This is a genomic window from Methanocalculus chunghsingensis (genome assembly GCF_018132105.1).
GTDB classification, from domain to species: domain Archaea; phylum Halobacteriota; class Methanomicrobia; order Methanomicrobiales; family Methanocorpusculaceae; genus Methanocalculus; species Methanocalculus chunghsingensis.
This window is the reverse complement of record NZ_JWHL01000007.1, coordinates 23765-42607: the sequence shown is the minus strand read 5'-3', so window position 1 is coordinate 42607 and position 18843 is coordinate 23765. Positions and strand designations below refer to the sequence as shown.

Here is an 18843-nt window from a genome sequence, read left to right as displayed (position 1 = left end):
AAGGCTCCCTCATAAAAGGAAAGTCAAGGTGGTACGATCACAAACAGGCTGCACTATCCATCGCAGTGACCTTCATGGCGGGGAGAGGTATGACCGTATGTAGGGTTTATGGATCGCTCCACCGCAGGAGACACATTCTATCTCCCCGACGGCGATGATCTCCGCAGAAAGACTCTCCGGGTCAGGGATTCCAAGCTGCTGCTCCTGTATCATTCTGAAGAAGTCCGATATCTCAAGGTAAGGCCGTGCCTGTGGGGGGACTGCCCTGAAGTCCTCCAGGTCGTCCTTCATCGTCGAATGCCGGGCAATCCGCTCATCCAGGAAGAGATAGATATCGACCCCATATCTCTCAGTGATCTCTTTGAGCATCCCCAATGAGTTTCTCCCTCCGGGGATAATGCCCAGCTCTGCACATTTCTCTTCAATGGTCGTGCCGTTTACCCTGAGGAGGGTACGCCGTGGATCATCGGTCTGGCAGGAATTGTCCATACCTCTATCATGCGTCTGAATGAAATAAAGGATACTTCCGGCCTCAGATGATGAAGACCATGAGGAAGTAGGCGAAGAGGACGATCCCGATGATGAAGATGCCATACCCGGAGGCGTGGTTTCCGGCATTTTCTGAATCGGGATAGGATATCGTAAGCTCTGTGAGAACTCTCTTCTGGCTCTCCTGCGTCGATGCACCCATGATGCCTCCGGCAGTATGGATTATCACCGTCCGGGCCAGTATCTCACCTGCCATCACCGGATTCTTCAGGTACCAGGAAATGCCTGATCCAAGTTGTTCTATCACATTGCCGATACCCTGGGAGACTGCCGGGAGTGTCACTGATGAAAACCTGATGATCCGCTGGCCCCCTGCCCGATAAAGATCCATCATATCCGGGGGAATATACGTCGGCTTTTTGATCATGCTCCTGACCACCCAGAGGTTCAGCAGAACCGCTGTAAAGATGATGAACATCTCGATGATGTGAACCCGGGCGAAGACATCATGGGTCACCGGATAGGGGAGGATCGAGAAGAGGATCCAGGGATAGACGCCATAGATGAGGCAGGCAGCCCCGGTCATCACCATCGCAATAAGCATCGGGGTGGGGGGATCTGTGGTTACAACTCCCGGCTTTTCTTTGATGAAGGCATAGTAATTGAGCTTGATGAAAGAGAGGAAGGTACCGACGGATCCGATTAAGAGGAGGATTTCAAGTGTAAAAAGCCCGCTCTCTGCAGCAGCTGCAACGATCATCTCCTTGCTGATGTATCCGTTGAGTCCCGGGACTCCGGAGATGGCTGCAGACGCGATGAGGCATGCCGCAAATGTGATCGGCATCTGTCTTCCCAGCCCTCCAAGATCGGAGAGGCGATGTTTTCCTGTCTGGTAGATGATGGCGCCAACGACCATGAAGAGGAGAGCCTTATAGAGAATATGGTTGAAGAGATGTGCGATCCCGCCGTTCACCGCGAGGGTGGTGCCGATCCCCATTGCGGCAACCATATATCCGACCTGGCTGATGATGTGATAGGAGAGGAGTTTCCGCATATCATCCTGAAGGATCGCAAGGACCAGTCCAAAGACGACCATGATCCCCCCCAGATACATCATCACCTCGGATCCCGGGAGTGTCCTTGCCATGAGGTATATTGCCCCTTTTGTCGTGAAGACGCAGAGGAAGACCGATCCGGTGATGGTTGCCTTCGGGTAGGAGTCAGGCAGCCATGCATGGATCGGGATCATTCCTGCGTTAAACCCTACTCCAATGATGAAGAGGATCGTTGTAAGGCCTGGTGCGGCAAGGCCGACGAGGAGGGATCCCGTCTCTGCATACTGCATTGAGATTGCTGCAAGGAGGAAGACGCCACCGAGGATATGCATCAGTGCATACCGGTACCCTGGTCCGCGTGCATCAGATCCCCCATACCAGATGAGGGCAAGCGACGAGAGTGCCAGCAGCTCCCAGAAGATGAAGAGGGTGATAAAGTCCCCGGCAAAGACAATACCAATGCCGGCACCTATCTGAAAGAGAATTGCCACCTGGTGGCCGATACGCTCTTCATAACTTGCGTAGATGATAGCAAGCACACTGATTCCGGCAAAGATGTAGCCGACGACCTGGGAGAGGTGATCGACGGAGAGGAGGATGAGTTCAGTTCCCGGGATGAACGGGAGTATCCAGCCATTCACCTCCTGGTCAAGGAGTGAGATGCCAGCAAGTCCGATGATGGAGAGGAAGAGCATCCACTCATGCCTGACCCTGGCAGGCAGGAGGGGGAGGATCAGTGCCCCGATGATATAGATAAGGAATGGCGGGAAGGCTATCATGAATCCGGTCTCGTCCTGATGGGAGGTGTTCGCCATCGCTGATGCAGGCCGCTCACCGTCCTACGTCTACTGTTTGTCATATTCATTGCTATCGATCGTGTCTCTCATGAACGTCTTTCTCTCCCCTGAAATTGAGGGAGTGGTAGTATGAACTCGTGCCTGGTGCCACCCTGAGGCACCCGGCACTATCTATCAGAAAAGAGAGGATGATATGATGATAGATATACGTCTCTTCCGGCGTTATAATCTACCAGTATGATAATCATACTACTACATATCTCTCTGAGAATATAAGCGTTATTAGCAAAATAACGAAGATGCTACGACAAATTCCGATGTTCCCGTGAGCAAAAATGTCTGAAGAGATGGAGCATTTGTTTTTTCATCAGCCCTCACTTCTCCGCTCGTCTTAATGCACCGGCTCTCTTTGAGAACCATAGTTTTGTGGAAGAACTCTTCTCCTCTTATATCTGACCGGAGGCTTGCCGGGACGTTGTTCCCTGTGGCGCAGAAGAATAGAATTAAGGATATGTATGGAAGATCTGTTGTACCATGAAGAATCCCTTCCATATCATGATCATCCCGACGCTTGGCTGCTGTTCAGACTGTGCATACTGCTGGAGTTCGGAAGAGGATTCCCCTATCATGAGCATCCAGACCATTCAAGATACGGTTGCCTGGTTAAAGGAGTACCGTGACGATCCCGTCACCATCACATTCCATGGGGGGGAGCCGCTTCTTGCCGGCCCGGAGTTTTACCGTCAGGCACTCCCCCTCCTCTCGGAGGGGCTTGCCCATCTGACCCCTGAATTTGCCCTCCAGTCCAATCTCTGGAAGATGACCGATGAGATGGCTGAAGCGCTGGTTCCATATCATGTTCCGATCGGATCCAGTATCGATGGCCCCAGGGAGGTGAATGATCCGCAGCGTGGGACTGGATACTATGAGAAGACGATGAGAGGGTATGAGATCGCCCGCTCCCATGGTCTCTCGGTCCGTTTTATCTGTACCTTCACAAACAGGTCTGTACAGCACAGGGAAGAGATCTTTGACTACTTTATGGAAAAGGGATTCCCGATGAAGCTCCATCCGGCCCTTCCGTCACTCCGGGATGACAGCCCTGAGGAATGGGCTCTTCCTCCGGAAGAGTACGGGGAGCTCCTCGTCTATCTCCTTGACAGGTACCTTGAGAACCTTGACCGGTCGGAGATCATGAATATCAATGATCTCGTCCGATGCGTCTTCACCCGGCATGGTACCGTCTGCACCTATGTCGATTGTATGGGGAGCACCTATGCAATCGGGCCTGATGGCGGCATCTATCCATGCTATCGGTTTGTCGGGATGCCGGACTTTCTGATGGGATACGTCAGCGATAATCCGACCATGGAAGAGCTTGCCGAATCGAAGGGATGGAAGCTGATGGAGGAGTATCGATCCTATGTCGATACGGCGTGTGGTGACTGCGCCCATATCACCTACTGCCGGGGAGGATGCCCTTATAATGCAATTGCACGGACCAGCGGGAGAATTGAAGGGGTAGATCCCCATTGTCCGGCATATGCACGAATCTTTGATGAGATCAATGACCGGCTCAACAGGGAGATGTACGAGGAGAACCCGATCTCAGGTCGGAGTTCCCGTTTCCGAAAGAAAAAAGTGAAACCAGGCATCCTCTCCCTGGTTCAGAAGATCATCTCCAATTGATTTTTTTCATCTGATGAGATCGAAGAGGAAGTAGAGGAAGGCGACGATGGCGATGAGAATGATACCATACCCGCCGCCCTGGATGGGCGTCTGCTCATCCGGATAGCTCCTCCGTAATTCCCTTAGAGAATCTTCATATCTCTGTATCGCTGGAGGATCGGAAAATACCCTGACAAATGGGAGGACAGAGGTCTTCCATGCTATATGGCATGCAACAGGTGGATTGGCAGATGCCCTTTGTACCACCGTAATGAGTGAGCCGGTTCTCCTGCTGATCCCTTCGGCCCCATGAGAGAGCGGTTCAGCCGAAATCCAGGTTATCCCCCTTCCCACTGCGATATAAAGGCGATCAATGTCTGTCTCCCACCCCTCACCCGGTCTCCGGAGTGGCCGAAGAAGGAGGATGAGGATGAGGGCTGTGATAAGGATGCCGCCTGACTCAATCAGGTGTGAAACAGCAAACGGGTGGGCCACCGTTCCGCCGGGGAGGAGATCTGTCAGGAGGTTCGGGAAGGCTCCGATTGCGACGGTGATGAGAGCCGCACCCCCCATTGCAACAAGCATCGGCAGGGGTGCATCACCGGATGAGCATTCCCCGGGTGCTACCCGGAAGAAGATGAAATAAAGGAATCTGAAGACGTAGATGGTTGTTATCACGGCCGATATAAGGAGGATCGGGGTGAGGAACGGGACTGCTGAAGCGGCCTCCAGCACCATTCCTTTTGTCGCTCCTCCTGAGAATCCAGGCAGACCTGCGAGGCCAAGCCCTCCAATGATGGCAAAGAGTGCGGTCACCGGCATCGCCTTTGCCAGCCCGCCAAGCTCAGAGAGGCGTCCCCGTCCTGTCCTGTAGATGACTGCTCCCGCTACCATGAAGAGGAGTGATTTGAAGACGATATCACCTGCCATATGGGCGATACCTGCATCCAGGCCCGCAGCCGTTCCTGCTCCGATGGCTGCAATCATATAGCCGCCCTGGCTGATGACCGAATATGAGAGGAGACGCCGGATATCGTCCTGGAGAAGTGCAAAGATGGCACCATAGAGTGCCATCGCAGCTCCGAGGTATGCAACCACAACCCCCCATCCCCCGATCATTGCGAGGAGGAAGACTGCAGCTTTTGTCGTAAAGATGCAGAGAGCGACGGACCCCTCGACCGACGCCACCGGATATGCATCAGGAAGCCAGGTATGAACCGGGATGGCGGCGGCATTGACCCCGATACCGATCAGCATCAGGATGAGTCCTGCCCCGTCTCCGACCGGACCGATGGCAGCCGTCCCGGTGGTAATAATGGTATGGACAATGCCGCCGAGGAGGCATGCCCCGCCGAGGATATGGAAGAGGAGGTAGCGGTACCCGGCACCCCCGGAGCGTATATCATCTGAAGCCCAGATGATGCAGAGCGAGGCAAGGGCAAGGAGTTCCCAGAAGATGAAGACGGTGATGAAGTCGCCGGCGTAGACGATCCCTGTTGCAGCAGCAATGGACGCAAGGATCCCTATCATCTGCACCTTCCTCAGATCCCGGTATGTGGCATAGACGATCGCCATCAGCCCTGCCAGGGAGAAGATGATCCCGGCAAGATGACGGAACGGGTCCATGGTCAGGATGATCGTCTCTATTCCTGGCAGGACCTGGAGGGTGATCCCTCCCGAGGTTTCCGGGATCAGAACGGCAGCCAGAAGACCGAGAGATCCGATGATAAGAGCCCAGAGATTTCCTAATCTCCCTTTCAGGATTGGGATGATAAGGAGTCCTCCAAGATAGATGAAGGCAGGGGGTATCTCGATCATGGTATCATTCCTCCGGTGATCTCAGCGACGGCGATCCCGATGAGATCGAGGAACGGCATCGTCGGGAAGAAGAAGATAAGCAGGGATATCGTTGCGGTGAGGATTATTGGAACGAGCATCGTCAGTGGGGGTTCTGATACATCATGGAGGGCATCTTCTTTCTCCGGCTTCTCCACGATCATCGTGTAGATAATCGGAAAGAAATAGGAAGCGTTTAAGACGGCACTGACGATGATAACGATAAGCAGAATCGGCACCCCGCCTTCCACCGCCCCGATTGCCAGGTAGATCTTGCTGATGATTCCGGCGAGCGGAGGGAGACCGCAGATCCCAATACCGGCTGCAGAAAACATCAGCACTGTCACCGGCATCTTCTGGAAGAGCCCCTTCATATCCGATATCGATTCTTTTCCGGCGGATACGATGATCGCACCCGCGACAAAGAAGAGGGTGATCTTGAGGAATGCATGGATTGGGATATGCGCCATCGCTCCGGTCATCCCGGCGATGGAGAGCATCGATACGCCAAGGAGGATGTAGGAGAGCTGGCTCACCGTCGAGTAGGCAAGCCTCCGCTTGAGGTTATCCTCAGTGAGGGCGAAGAGGGATGCGACGATGATGGTAAAGGATGCGATCACAGCAAGGAGCGTTCCAAGGCCGAGTGCCGCCATGAGGTCCATCCCATAGACCCAGCCGGCGATTCTGACGATACCAAAGACTCCCGCCGTCACGACCGCGACGGCATGAAGAAATGCCGAGACCGGCGTGGGGGCGATCATCGCCGCCGGGAGCCATGCATGGAGTGGCATCCATGCTGCCTTTACAAATCCGACCATGAAGAGGAGGAAGAGGATCTGCAGGACAACCGGGGATCCGGTACCCTCGAGGAATCCGCCTGGAACAAAGGCCGTTGTTCCGGTGAGCAGGTACGTCAGGATGACGGCTGCAAGGAGGAATATCCCTCCGACAAGGAGATATGCAAGATATTTTCTGCCTGCCCTCATCGCCTCGGGTGTCTCGATATGGACGACGAGCGGATAGGTGATGATGGTCAGGATCTCATAGAATACGAAGAGGGTCAGCAGGTTGGCGGAGAATGCAATCCCTATCGCAGCAGCGATTGCAACTGCCATGCAGAAGAAGAATCTCGTCTGTGCATGCTCCTTGAGCCCTCTCATATAGCCGATGGCATACAACGAATTTAAGAGCCAGAGGACTGCTCCCGTCAGGGCAAAGACCATCCCGAAGGCATCGACCTTCAGGGCGAAGTCCCCGCCCGGAACCATCGGTATGATCAGAAGGGTGATCCGGTTCCCCTGGAGGACTGATGGGAGCATCGCAAGGACTGTTCCGAGCATAGCGACAGCTGCCACGATCGTGACACTCTCCCTGAGATTTTCATATCGTCCGGTGATCAGGATCAGAACTGATGCAAGGAGTGGAATTGCGATCGTCACTGCCGGAAGGATGCCGGGGATATCTCCCATCTCAGATACCTCCAAGGAGGATCATTGCAGCAGGGCCGATGATCTCCATCGGCATCTCCACAAAGATGCCGAGGATGAGACAGAGGAGTGCAAGACAGACCATCGGGGCGATCATCGAGATCGGCCCTTCAGGTGTTGTTGTCTGGTCTCCCTTGTGATGATGATCCCCAAAGTACGCGATCTCGATGAACCGCCAGATATACCCGGCAGCAAGCAGGCTCCCGATTAACAGGACTGCTGCATAGAGCCAGTAGCCTGCTTCAAATGCACCGAGGACAAGGTAGTATTTGCTCATGAAGCCGATCGTCGGTGGAATCCCGATCATCGAGGCACCTGCAAGGGCAAATGCCGCACATGATATCGGCATCGTCCCTGCAACCCCCCGCAACTCGAGCATATTCGATGTCCCCATCCGATAGATGATCAGTCCGGCGACCATGAAGAGGCATCCCTTCATCATCGCATGGCCGAGGATATGAAGGAGACCTCCTTCGAGTGCGATCTGGTTGGCGACACCGACGGCGAACATGATGTAGCCGATCTGGCTGATGCTTGAGTATGCGAGCATCCGTTTGAGATCATTCTGTGCAATTGCGAGGATGGCCCCGGCAACGATTGCAATCGTTGCGATCAGGAGGATGAACTCAGTTACCGGGAAACTCTCGATGATGTAGGCTGTTGTGAAGATCGTAAAGAGGATCCGGATCATCGCATAGACACTCACCTTCGCCATCACGGTTGAGATGATCACCGTTACTGCGGATGGTGATTCGGTATATGCATCAGGGAGCCAGAGATGGAGCGGGAAGAAGGCTGCCTTGATGGAGAACCCGATCATCAGGAAGAGAAATGCCGCATGGACCGTTGAGAGTTCATAGGATGCAGGAAGGAGCATCGCAATCTCTGCCATATTCAGCGTTCCGGTCGCGACATAGAGATAGCCAATGCCGAGCAGGATGAATCCTGCCGCGATCGATCCCATGATGAGATAGTTGAAGCCAGCGACATATGATCGCGGGCTTCGTGTCCCTGCGATCAGGGTATATGTCGCAATTGAGGAGATCTCAAGGAAGACATAAAGGTTAAAGACATCCCCGGTGATCGTCATCCCGACGAGGCCGATGATGAGGAGCTGGACCAGCACGTAGAATGATACAATTTTCTCTGCCGGAACCTCTGCCTCCACACTTCTTCGTGCATAGACGATCGCAAGCAGGGCGAGGAGCATGATGGTGGAGAGAATAAAGCCGCTGAAGCTGTCGATGACAAGCTCAATACCAAGCGGCGGAGCCCAGCCCCCAAGATAGTACCGGATGGTTCCGTCCTGTATCACCTGCAGGAGCAGAACGAGTGATGCGATGAACTGGCCGGTGATCGAGAGGAGCATAACCGGATAACAGAGCCGGCGGTCATGCCATCCGGCTGCCAGGATGATGAGTGCGGCGATGATCGGGCCGATGATCAGAAGAACCGGGAGTTGTTCCATGATGCTCATCGCTCCCTCACCACCTTCATCAGCTCATCTTCATCCATGACACCATATTCTTCATAGATTCGTACGATAAGCGAGAGGGCAACGGCGGTGATACTTACGCCGACGACGATGGCGGTCAGGATCAGGACATGGGGGAGTGGATTGACATAGAGTGCCTCGGCCCCCTCCGGCAGGTAGACTGGCGCGGTTCCTCCGGTAACCTCTGCAAAAGAGATATAAAAGAGGAATATTGCCGTCTGGAAGATATTCAGCCCGATGATCTTCTTGACCAGGTTCTGTTTTGCTATTAACGCATAGAGTCCGATGAGCATCAGGATAATAGCCATCCAGTAGTTGTAATGTGAAGTGAAGAGATCAAAGATGACTTCGATCACGCCGACTCACCTCCTGTATCTGCCATATCATAAATGATCGAGATCATGATCGCCATGACGGTGATTCCGATACCTGCTTCTGCAATATCGATCAAAATTCCATGAAGGTGGGGTATCCCGAGTGCCGCCTCGATCACATTCAGCTGGAGGAAGTTGCCTGCATAGAGGATGGAGAGAAGCCCGACGGCAGCATAGAGGGCAATTCCGAAGATCGAGAAGATCATGATCCCCCTGTTATTGATCCTCTTTCTGACATCCGCGATCCCAAAGGCGATGATCATCAGGATGAAGGCCGCGGCAAAGGCCACTCCTCCCTGAAACCCCCCACCCGGTCCCGATGCCCCATGGGCGATGACATAGAGGCCGAAGAGCTGGATGAACGGAACCGCAAGACGGCTCACCGTCCTGATAACGACATTCTCCCTCATAATCTGCCTCCACGACGGAGCAGGAGGGCAACAGAGATGCCGGCTGTGAAGATGACTATGACCTCTCCAAGTGTATCAAATCCACGATAACTGACGAGAATCGCAGTGACGATGTTTGCAATTCCGGTATCCTTCTGCGCCTCCTGGATGAACATCTCCCCGGTATACCTGGTTGCAGGGGAGTCAGGGTCTCCAAATGCCGGCATATCCTCAACTGCCCAGAAGAGGATGATGCCGATGAAGATGACTGCAACTAAGGCCTTGGTCCTCAATCTGATGAACTCCTTCTGGTTCGTGATATTGCCGCGATAAAGAGTACAGTCGTGATTCCGGCTCCGACGGCTGCTTCGGTGAATGCAACGTCAACAGCATTCATCTCTGCCCAGAGGACAGTCATGATCAGCGAGTATGCAGCGAGGATGATGGTTGCATGGAGGAGATCCCGGACGGTGATCGCCGCAATGGCGCAGCAGATCATGAAGAGGAGAAGGGCAAAATCAAGCTCCCAGATCATCGCCGCTCCTCCCCTTTTGTCCATGGCCTGATCCCGCGTGCATGTGCGGCGTTGACGAGGGCATGCACCGCCGTTGGTGAAGAGATGAAGATGAAGATTGCCAGGAGCAGCAGTTTCACTGCGATCAGCGTCATTCCCTCGTAGAGAATAAATCCAATCAGCATCATCCCTTCTCCGAGGGTATCGCACTTACCGCTTGCATGGGCACGGGTATAGAAGTCAGGGAGTCTGATCAGGCCCACGGCACCAACGACCATGAAGAAGAGGCCGATGAAGATGAAGATGAGGGCTACCGTGTTTAACATATACATCCCCTCCTGAGATATTTTGCGATAGCAAGTGCTGCAATGAAGTTAATCATCGCATAGATGATCGAGATATCAATGAATAACGGGCGGTCGTAGATGAATCCGATGATCACAAGGAGGATGATCGTCTTTGTTCCGACGGTATTGACCGCGATCAGCCGGTTCTCCACCCCTGGTCCTGCAATGACACGATAGAGGCAGAGGAAGATTGTCAGGATCAGGATGATTGCGCTTGCATGGAAGATGTCGATCATGACCTTTCACCGAATATCCTCGCCAGATTCTTCTGAATATTGCGTTCCTCCAGCAGATCTCTCTCTGATACATCCCTGACGATGGCATGTACCAGAAATGTCCCCCCGGTGACGTCTATGGTGACTGTTCCCGGTGTGAGGGTCATTGAATTGGCGAATGCAGTTCTGAGTACATCACCTGTAAATGGTGTATCGACCGTGATGAACCCCGGGTCGATCGGCATCGCAGGATGGAGGATCCGGTATGCAACATCGATATTGGCATAGAGGATGGCAACCATCAGCCGGGGGATATACAGAAGGAATCGAAGAAATCTCCCGGCAGATCTGATGAGGTGAACGTCGGATCTGAAGAAGAGATCTCCTGAGATGAGCGTCACGATCCCACAACAGATGATTCCTGCTGTGATATGGAAGAGATCGAGGTATCCTGAGAGGATGAGCCAGAAGATCATCAGTATCACGAATGTCAGTGCCTGTCCGGTTCGTGATGGTCTTCCCGTATCTGTTGCTATTATGAACCCTCCGCTATCTCTTTGTTTCTAAATTGGAGGGTTTCATTTATAAATCTGTGTCTCCAGAGTATCATCCGGAGATTACCATGAGTACAGTTTCCACATTGACCGGAGTTCCGGGGATGCTCCGTCCCTTTAAGGAGTATCTTGCGGGAAAACAGCTTCCAGAAGGCTCTCAGATCGTCTATTATGGGTGTTCTGGAACATGTACGCCATTTGTTGAACTACTTTCATATGCCACGCGGGATCTTGGCCTGAAAAATGTCTTTGTCCCGCTCCTCAATGAGGCCGAAGCCCACAGTCTTCACCCTGTGTCCGGCATTGGTATGCAGGTTGGAGAGAAGACAGAGGTCGATCCCGCAATCATCATCATGATGGGGGGTCTTGCCATGCCTGGTGTTCCGGTGACTGCAGAAGAGGCGGCCGCTGTCATATCCCGGCATGACGTACCTGCTGGAGGTGTCTGTTTCATGAGCATGTTTGAGAAGTCGGGATGGCTCGATCAGATAGACTTTGAGCTTCTCATCGATGCCACCATCAATCCGGTAACGATTACAAAAAATGTATAGATATTGTCGGAAATGGTGAGGGGGTTTCCCCTCATCAGGCATATCCGGGTGGTGCACACTCATCTCTTTTGACTGAAAAACGACTTTCAAAGGCGGCAATCTCATCAGCGTACCGTGCGATGAGGTTGGGATCGATAGCATCCGCCGGGAGCTTTCTTGCCTCACCTACCAGGATCATCGTCAATTGAAAGAGCGACTCCGGGGTCATCTTCAGATGTGCGGTCTTTCCGTTATACTGGCTGAGAAAGAGGTCGATCATCCAGTAATGCTCGCCCTCCCGCCGGTAGGTATTGATATCTGCGGTGAACCAGTCCTCGTCAAGTGTTCCGACAGAGAGGGCATATGCCTCCTGCACACGGTTTCCATAGAGGGCGGTCAGGTGCTGAAGGACAGAGACTGCTGCCCGTTCATCCTCATCGTCTCCGATATGTTTGAGGATATCCTCAAAAAATGGTGCGGCATTGATATGGCAGGCTGTTGCAACAACCATCGTCGAACTGTGTCCAAGCACCATCGTCATGGCATTGACGATCCGTGCGAACATCCGCCGGTCAGTCTGATCAACGAGATGGTACTCAAGGACATCGCGAATCTGATCAACAACCGCCGGGTTCTTTCGTATCGTCTCTCCAAATACTTTCAGATCGCGGATGAAGGCATCAGGTACCGTTGGGTGTCTACTCTCGTCGGATGCCTCCCCGTTCCCGGCAGAATCTTCTGTATCTGCATCTTCGCTCACGTCAGGCGCAGGTGGGATATCCAGGGATGGTTCCCCGGTGAGAAGAGGCTCTTCTTCGATTATATCATCTGCCATCCTTGATATGTGGATGGAGTAAGTTTATACCCCTTTTCGTCTGTTCCCGGGATCAGACCCGGAGGGTATCTGCAATGGTGCTGAAAAAAAAGATTAGATGTATGGGTTCCGAAGTGCCTTTCCAACACCGTACTCAGTTGCACGGGATTCAAGGTACTTCTGGTTCTTTGTGATCTTGTCGGTTGCAAGCTTTGTGACAAGGTCGATTCCGGGTTTTACGGATTCGATCGGCTTTGTCTCAAATGCACCGGCTGCGATCGCCTTTGCCCAGATGTCGTCACCCTTTGCGGACCGCACAAAGATCGTTGACCAGCCGTCAGGCGTTCCGACCGATCCCGTTGAGATGTCGGCAAGGTTTGCGACATAGTCGAGGCAGACGTGGCAGCCTGGCTGCTCGTATTTGTGGGTGATCTTCAGTGGGAGATCGACGGTTGCGCCGCGCTCGGTGTGGATCCAGAACTTGCCCTTTCCAATGTCAAGCTTCCTGACGTTGTCGATCTTGGTTGCGCCGTGATCTTCAACGAGCTGGAGGATACCCTGGTAGGGGAAGTTCTCCATGCAGAAGATACCGATTGCAAGTGCGATCTTGTCAGGGACATCACGAAGGCCGACAGGATAGAGCTGGCCCTTTCTGATTGCCTGCATCTGGCATGGGGTTCCGACGATACCAACTTTGTCAAGTCCGTAGCTTCGGGTCACTTCCTTGATCAACTCCATGTTCGGAGAGATCGAGTACCGGGTGCCGCGGGATGCCATAAGCTCCTCACGGGTGGTTGCGACCATCGGCTCGGGCTTGAAAGGTTCGTCACTTGGCCCGGCAACGATCGCACCGTCGATGATACCCGCATCAAGCGCGTATGCAAAGAGCTGGGTGACGATACCGCCGTCCTGTGACCCACGAAGGATCTCGGGGTCTGTGCTGCGTGCTGCAACGACCTGTTTGTAGTTTCCAAGTACCATTTCTTCTCCCTCCTCAGGGCTGCATAGCACCATCTATCGCGTCCATGATCGCCTCATACTGGTTGACCACATCGAAGCTGAAGAAGCTCCGTGGGCACTGGGCATAGCATGCACCGCATTTGATACAGAGGTCGCGCTCGATCTGGGGCTTGCCATACTCCATGCTGATTGCACGGACCGGGCAGGCTGCTGCACATGAACCACAGCCCATGCAAAGACCCTGGTTGATGACCTGGGTCATGATGTCACAGCCACAGGCTTCTGTGCCTGCCTTTGCAAGGTTCATGAGCGGGGTCAGGTATGCACCTGCAAGCGCTTTCTGTTCATCATTTCCTTTCAGCAGCAGGTATGCCATAACACAGACATTTCTGATCTGCTGTGGTGTCGGTGCACATCCCGGGATATAGACATCCACATCGATGAGATCGCCGATCGGCAGGTACGACTCATGCTGAGGCTGGTTCTGCTGGCCGCCACGGCAGAATCTGGTGATGTTGCCATAGCAGGCGCAGGCACCGAGTGCGACGACGATCTTCGCGTTCTTTCTCGTCTCGATGATCTCCTCGACTGCGAGGTGGTCCTGGATACAGACCGACCCCTCAACGAGGGCGACATCCATCTCTGGGATATGCCGGACATCTGCTAATGTGAGACAATAGACGAGGTCCGCATATTTGTCAAGAATTGTTAACAATCCTTCATAGTTATCTGCAAAGGACACCAGACACCCGGTGCATCCACTCATGTGTACGTGTCCTACAGTAATCTTCTCAGCCACTGGCTTCTCCTCCTTAGGTTCTTGTATAATTGACGCCTTCTTTTCGACAATTACGTCAGCCGGTTTCTCTGCCACATGCACAGGTTCTGTCTTCTGTGCGGCAGGTTCAGGCTTTTCATCCTTCTTCCCCTCACTGACGTCGTGTTTACCGAATAACAGGGTCTTAAGGGATTCAAGAATTCCCATTGTTCACCCCTATCTCCTTCAATACAACCTGAATCGTCCGGGGTATGGCTTCCTCGACCTCCTTTGAGATACTGAGTTCAAAGTCGGCGGAAGGTACATTCTTCGGCTGACACCCGATGACCATGATATCAACTTTATCTTTCAGGCGGGTGAGTGGTTCCGTGAGATCCCATGAATGGGCATCACGGTAGGTACCTGGGGGCAGGTCCTCAACCCGGAGCTTTGTGAGCGTTCCGGGCTCTGCGCCGAAGTCAACGATATCGAGGATTATCAGCTTCTTTGTCACTCCGTTGTCGAGCATCGTAAAGCAGAAGTGAGGGCCGCCAAGGCCAACATCGACTGCCTTTACATTGTCGGGCAGATCATATGCCTTCAATCGCTCCACAACCTCAGGACCGAAGCCGTCATCGCCAAAGAGCATGTTGCCACAGCCGGCGATGACTATCTCGGGGTACAGCTCATCCATGAATGCACTCACTCGAAGAGCTTCTCTGCTACGAGCCTCTTGTCTTCATCGACAACGATCATGTGGGTTGCACAGGAGACACAGGGGTCATAGGCACGGACGATTATCTCAGCAAGCTGCCATGGGGCTCCTTCGAGGGCCCGGCTGCAGGTCGGGAAGTTCCAGGTCGTCGGGACGAGCATTGAGAACCACTCGACTTTGCCGTTCCTGACTTTTGCCAGGTGCACATCACAGCCTCGTGGGGCTTCATTTGCCGCCCATCCGATTGAGCCGTCGCCCTGTGGGATAACGTCCGGAAGGACTGCACCTGAACAGTTCAGTGCGTCGGCAGCCTCGATCATCTTGTAGACTGCATCCATGTATTCCATCTCACGGGCGATGTTTAAGCCCATGGCACCTCTCTCATCATAGTTCTTGAACTCAACAAGACGGGCACGTGGACCGACCTCAACAGGCTGTCCATCGTAGAGTGGGACACCGGTGCAGGCCTCCATCTGTGGCCATGCCTTGGTGCCTGCCTTGGTTGTGCCGCCGACCGGATAGGATGGATCTTCGAGGGTGATCTCTTCTTCGCCCATGTACCAGTCCCATGGCCGGACTTCAGTCCAGCGCTCAGGGAACCAGCGTGGGTTCTCATCGAGGGAGGTGCAGCCGTAGACCGGGTCTGCTGCCATGTATCCCTGGTTATGGTATCCGAATCTGTCCGGAATTGGGATCTCTTTCCCTGCGACTTCTGCCCAGTCACGCTTCTGCCAGTTCCTGAAGACTGCGATCATAAACTCCATCTGCTCACGGGCGAGTGGGAGTGCCATCTTGGCAAGGTCATAGACTTTTGCCCTTGCCCTCGGGGTGATGTTTTTATACATACCGCCGACACGTGGGTTTGATGGGTGTACGGCTTCTCCACCGACGATCTCGCCGATCGTCTGGCCGACCATACGGAGGGTCTGAATACGCTTTGCAACGCTTCTGACCGGCTCCTCTGGGGAGAAGGGGTTGATCTTGGTGTCTGTTCCTGGAAGATACATATCAGGTAATGCCAGGATGTCATGCAGTGCATGGCTGTGAAGCCTGTTTGCACACTGGAGAATCAGTCTGAGAAGATATGCATCTTCTGTGATCTCACAACCGATTGATGCCTCCATCGCTTCTGTTGCAGCGAGGGTGTGGGCAATCGGACATATTCCACAGACACGGGACGCAATCTTTGGGACCTGCTCCATCGTCTTGCCGATGGCAAGCTTTTCAATACCCCTGACAGGAGTAATGGAGAGCCAGTCCCCTCGCTCGATGATGCCGTCATCATTGACTTTCAACACGAGCTTGGAATGGCCTTCATGCCTTGTGGTTGGGGAAACTTCTACTACTTTCGACAATGTTATCGCCTCATCCAAATGTGGTGGTCGAAATGCTGTACGATATATATTCCTGTGCGGTTATGACACGTACCAAGGTACGCTGAGAAGAATTGGATCGATATCGTTAATTATAGTTTTTGATGTTCATCAGTCTTGGATCGCCACTATTTGTATAAATGTATTACTTGGTGTTATAAAAAAGATGTAATTTTAAAAAACACCTTATTTTCGCCATTAATCCATATACTTTCCCGTATTGGGTGAAAAAAGGGGTGTGCGCTCTCGTTTAAGATAATTTTAAATTATATATTAAAAATTATAATATTTGGAGGGGATCTTTCACCTGATTTTGATCAGGAAACACGATCCCCGAAAGGGGGTGCTGCGATGATGCAGCACCTCAGAAGGAATGACGGTGCTCTTCAATCACCGTTCAGCTCAGAATACAGCTCAGCGAGGGTTGCATGACGCTCTGCATAGGCATCATGCTGATGAATACTCTCTTCATTCGTCTGTTTTATCGTGATGTAGGCATCTCCTGGCAGGTGGCCGAACGTTGATACGACCTTCTTTGCCATCTCCCTGACACAGTCTTCGACGAATCTCGGATTTTTATGTGCTTCCATCACAACGTAACTCTCGTCACCCCGTTTGAGGAGCTCGTAGATCTTCCCGCTCATCGACTCTTTGAGTACATCAATGACATCTTCAAGAGGAACATGCTGATCATCATCGGTCTCAATGCAGAGGAAACCCTTTCCACGCTGGTTATGGGTCGCCATGGGTACTTCCTCGAAGAACTTTTCCATCGTCTCTGCATCAACACCCAGGTTCTCAAGAACGACCATGGCATGATCCTTCATGATATTCTGGGCACATGGGCAGGCGGTCATACCTGTCACCTCTGCACCGATGCTTTTTCTGATGATCGGCTCCCTGCTTGTTCGCTGGGCAATGGCCCTGGCATGGACTGTCACGACTTCATGGCACTGGGTTCCTGTGACAGGGGTCTCCCTCTTCACCATGAATTCGCTCTTCATCCTGACCTCGGTTCGTTCGGCATACTCATGCCGGTCGAGGAGTTTCCGTGCAACAGTGCTGCAGACCTCCTCGATCTCCTTTACCTCTCCACCGATTGCCTTATCCATAACATCGTCGATGACCTCAAAGTTCCTCGACAGGTTTGCACCTTTGAGGGAACCCGGGAGATCGACGAAGATATCAAACTTTGATATGAAGATTGCCGGCCGTTTTCCAACCCGTGCAACTTCAATGAGTTTTCTTACGTTACGTACGCCCACCCGGCTCAGATTGATCCGGATATCGGGGATAGTGGACTGAATATCTGACAGTTCCATGCGAAAAGACCTCTATGTCGTATCTTCTTGAGAGAAGACTCGGATGATAAAAGTACAGTCAGGTATGAGTCGGAGTATAATATATTTATGTAGGCTCGAGCCGCATATACTCTGGAATACCTATGGTTCAGAAGTACTATGACGCAGACGCCGATCTTTCGTACCTCAAAGGGAAGAAGATCGCCGTCATCGGCTACGGCTCACAGGGCCGCGGCCAGGCATTGAACCTCCGCGACAGCGGACTTGATGTCATCATCGGCCTCCGCCCCGGCAAGAGCTGGGAAGAGGCAGAAAAGGATAACTTTGAGGTCTTTTCGGTTTCAGATGCTGTCAAGAAGGCCGATCTTGTCCAGATTCTTCTCCCTGATGAGACGCAGGGTCCGGTTTTCCGCTCAGAAATCGGCCCGTTTCTCCGTGATGGAGCATCCCTTGTCTTCTCCCATGGTTTCAACATTCACTACGGTCAGATTGTTGCGCCTGAGGGCGTGAATGTCTTCATGGTCGCTCCAAAAGGGCCCGGCTTCATGGTCAGACGAACCTATACCGAGGGGAAGGGTGTTCCGGCCCTCATTGCAGTCTATCAGGATATCTCAGGAGACGCCCGGAATCTCGCCCTTGCATATGCAAAAGGGATCGGATCAACCCGCGCGATGGTACTTGAGACGACGTTCCGTGAAGAGACTGAGACCGACCTCTTCGGAGAACAGGCAGTCCTCTGCGGGGGCATCACCTCGCTCATCAGGGAGGGATTTGAGACCCTTGTTGATGCAGGGTACAGTCCTGAGATGGCATATCTTGAGGTGCTCCATGAGACGAAACTCATCGTTGATCTCATCTACGAAGGTGGCTTCACGAAGATGCGGCGCTATATCAGCAACACCGCCCAGTATGGCGACCTGACCCGGGGTCCCCGTGTCATCGGACCGGAGAGCAGGATGGCGATGGAGGAGATCCTTGCCGAGATCCAGAACGGAACCTTTGCAAAAGAGTGGATCCTCGAGAATATGGTTAACCGCCCCGTCTTTAACGCGCTCACGCGTGCTGATGAAGAGCATGAAATTGAGGCTGTCGGGGCAGAACTCCGAAAGGATATGCCACAATTTAAGAACTTATAAAAAATCCATCATTTTTTTTAAAAAATATTTATTGCCT

22 protein-coding genes are annotated in these 18843 nt (G+C 52.9%); 3 read left to right on the top strand and 19 right to left on the bottom strand.

The genetic code is table 11. The features are described from left to right. Positions 1–72: 72 nt before the first annotated feature. The 3 genes from RJ53_RS05915 to RJ53_RS05905 form a co-directional block, all read right to left on the bottom strand. On the bottom strand, positions 73–489 hold the full coding sequence (locus RJ53_RS05915; RefSeq protein WP_211530696.1) for a hypothetical protein: 417 nt from the start codon (positions 487–489) through the stop codon (positions 73–75). Between the two features lie 43 nt (positions 490–532). Continuing rightward, positions 533–2359 carry a Na(+)/H(+) antiporter subunit D gene (locus tag RJ53_RS05910; protein ID WP_211530695.1) on the bottom strand — a complete coding sequence of 609 codons (1827 nt, stop codon included), beginning with the start codon at positions 2357–2359 and terminating at the stop codon, positions 533–535. Positions 2360–2623: 264 nt separating this feature from the next. After that, positions 2624–2893 carry a hypothetical protein gene (locus tag RJ53_RS05905; RefSeq protein WP_211530694.1) on the bottom strand — a complete coding sequence of 90 codons (270 nt, stop codon included), beginning with the start codon at positions 2891–2893 and terminating at the stop codon, positions 2624–2626. On the opposite strand from RJ53_RS05905, the gene RJ53_RS05900 reads away from it, so the two are divergent. After that, entirely contained in the window at positions 2876–4030 is a 1155-nt protein-coding gene (locus tag RJ53_RS05900; protein ID WP_211530693.1) for a TIGR04083 family peptide-modifying radical SAM enzyme, read from the top strand. The two genes, RJ53_RS05905 and RJ53_RS05900, sit on opposite strands and share 18 nt — an antisense overlap. 6 nt (positions 4031–4036) lie before the next feature. On the opposite strand, the gene RJ53_RS05895 is transcribed toward RJ53_RS05900, so the two are convergent. The 10 genes from RJ53_RS05895 to RJ53_RS05850 are packed head-to-tail and all read right to left on the bottom strand — an operon-like array spanning position 4037 to position 11142. Continuing rightward, positions 4037–5827 carry a proton-conducting transporter transmembrane domain-containing protein gene (locus tag RJ53_RS05895; RefSeq protein WP_211530692.1) on the bottom strand — a complete coding sequence of 597 codons (1791 nt, stop codon included), beginning with the start codon at positions 5825–5827 and terminating at the stop codon, positions 4037–4039. Next, complete coding sequence (locus RJ53_RS05890) at positions 5824–7314, bottom strand: proton-conducting transporter transmembrane domain-containing protein (RefSeq protein WP_211530691.1); 1491 nt, start codon at positions 7312–7314, stop codon at positions 5824–5826. The genes RJ53_RS05895 and RJ53_RS05890 overlap by 4 nt, the downstream gene beginning before the upstream one ends. Before the next feature lies 1 nt (position 7315). Continuing rightward, positions 7316–8809, bottom strand: coding sequence for a monovalent cation/H+ antiporter subunit D family protein (locus tag RJ53_RS05885; RefSeq protein ID WP_211530690.1), 1494 nt, complete (start codon positions 8807–8809; stop codon positions 7316–7318). Further along, complete coding sequence (locus RJ53_RS05880) at positions 8806–9183, bottom strand: cation:proton antiporter subunit C (protein ID WP_211530689.1); 378 nt, start codon at positions 9181–9183, stop codon at positions 8806–8808. The genes RJ53_RS05885 and RJ53_RS05880 overlap by 4 nt, the downstream gene beginning before the upstream one ends. Next, a complete protein-coding gene (locus RJ53_RS05875; protein WP_211530688.1) occupies positions 9180–9611 on the bottom strand; it encodes an MnhB domain-containing protein in 432 nt (143 codons plus the stop codon). The genes RJ53_RS05880 and RJ53_RS05875 overlap by 4 nt, the downstream gene beginning before the upstream one ends. Beyond that, a complete protein-coding gene (mbhE, locus tag RJ53_RS05870) occupies positions 9608–9883 on the bottom strand; it encodes a hydrogen gas-evolving membrane-bound hydrogenase subunit E (protein ID WP_211530687.1) in 276 nt (91 codons plus the stop codon). Before mbhE ends, RJ53_RS05875 begins: the two co-directional genes overlap by 4 nt. Beyond that, positions 9880–10125, bottom strand: a complete 246-nt coding sequence (locus RJ53_RS05865) for a hydrogenase subunit MbhD domain-containing protein (RefSeq protein WP_211530686.1) — start codon at positions 10123–10125, stop codon at positions 9880–9882. Before RJ53_RS05865 ends, mbhE begins: the two co-directional genes overlap by 4 nt. Next, positions 10122–10430: a monovalent cation/H(+) antiporter subunit G gene (mnhG, locus tag RJ53_RS05860; RefSeq protein ID WP_211530685.1), complete on the bottom strand. Its 309-nt coding sequence runs from the start codon at positions 10428–10430 to the stop codon at positions 10122–10124. The genes RJ53_RS05865 and mnhG overlap by 4 nt, the downstream gene beginning before the upstream one ends. Further along, positions 10424–10687, bottom strand: a complete 264-nt coding sequence (locus RJ53_RS05855; protein ID WP_211530684.1) for a monovalent cation/H+ antiporter complex subunit F — start codon at positions 10685–10687, stop codon at positions 10424–10426. Before RJ53_RS05855 ends, mnhG begins: the two co-directional genes overlap by 7 nt. Further along, a complete protein-coding gene (locus tag RJ53_RS05850) occupies positions 10684–11142 on the bottom strand; it encodes a Na+/H+ antiporter subunit E (protein ID WP_246496016.1) in 459 nt (152 codons plus the stop codon). The genes RJ53_RS05855 and RJ53_RS05850 overlap by 4 nt, the downstream gene beginning before the upstream one ends. Positions 11143–11288: 146 nt before the next feature. Here RJ53_RS05850 and RJ53_RS05845 point away from each other — a divergent pair, with 146 nt between their 5' ends. Next, on the top strand, positions 11289–11771 hold the full coding sequence (locus tag RJ53_RS05845) for a DUF2124 family protein (protein ID WP_211530682.1): 483 nt from the start codon (positions 11289–11291) through the stop codon (positions 11769–11771). Positions 11772–11805: 34 nt separating this feature from the next. Here RJ53_RS05845 and RJ53_RS05840 read toward each other — a convergent pair whose 3' ends face one another. From RJ53_RS05840 to mptA, 6 genes are all read right to left on the bottom strand, one after another. Then, a complete protein-coding gene (locus RJ53_RS05840; RefSeq protein WP_211530681.1) occupies positions 11806–12585 on the bottom strand; it encodes a hypothetical protein in 780 nt (259 codons plus the stop codon). Positions 12586–12678: 93 nt separating this feature from the next. Continuing rightward, positions 12679–13545 carry a coenzyme F420 hydrogenase subunit beta gene (gene frhB, locus RJ53_RS05835; protein ID WP_211530680.1) on the bottom strand — a complete coding sequence of 289 codons (867 nt, stop codon included), beginning with the start codon at positions 13543–13545 and terminating at the stop codon, positions 12679–12681. A gap of 13 nt (positions 13546–13558) precedes the next feature. Beyond that, positions 13559–14323, bottom strand: coding sequence for a coenzyme F420 hydrogenase subunit gamma (gene frhG / locus RJ53_RS05830; RefSeq protein WP_211530739.1), 765 nt, complete (start codon positions 14321–14323; stop codon positions 13559–13561). A gap of 172 nt (positions 14324–14495) precedes the next feature. Continuing rightward, a complete protein-coding gene (gene frhD / locus RJ53_RS05825) occupies positions 14496–14975 on the bottom strand; it encodes a coenzyme F420-reducing hydrogenase, FrhD protein (protein ID WP_211530679.1) in 480 nt (159 codons plus the stop codon). Positions 14976–14983: 8 nt separating this feature from the next. Beyond that, a complete protein-coding gene (gene frhA, locus RJ53_RS05820; RefSeq protein ID WP_211530678.1) occupies positions 14984–16351 on the bottom strand; it encodes a coenzyme F420 hydrogenase subunit alpha in 1368 nt (455 codons plus the stop codon). 404 nt (positions 16352–16755) lie between these two features. Then, complete coding sequence (gene mptA, locus RJ53_RS05815; protein ID WP_211530677.1) at positions 16756–17691, bottom strand: GTP cyclohydrolase MptA; 936 nt, start codon at positions 17689–17691, stop codon at positions 16756–16758. A 122-nt stretch (positions 17692–17813) separates the two neighbouring features. Here mptA and ilvC point away from each other — a divergent pair, with 122 nt between their 5' ends. After that, positions 17814–18806 (top strand): ketol-acid reductoisomerase, encoded by a 993-nt coding sequence (gene ilvC, locus RJ53_RS05810; protein WP_211530676.1) that lies wholly within the window; start codon positions 17814–17816, stop codon positions 18804–18806. The last annotated feature ends 37 nt before the right edge of the window (positions 18807–18843 follow it).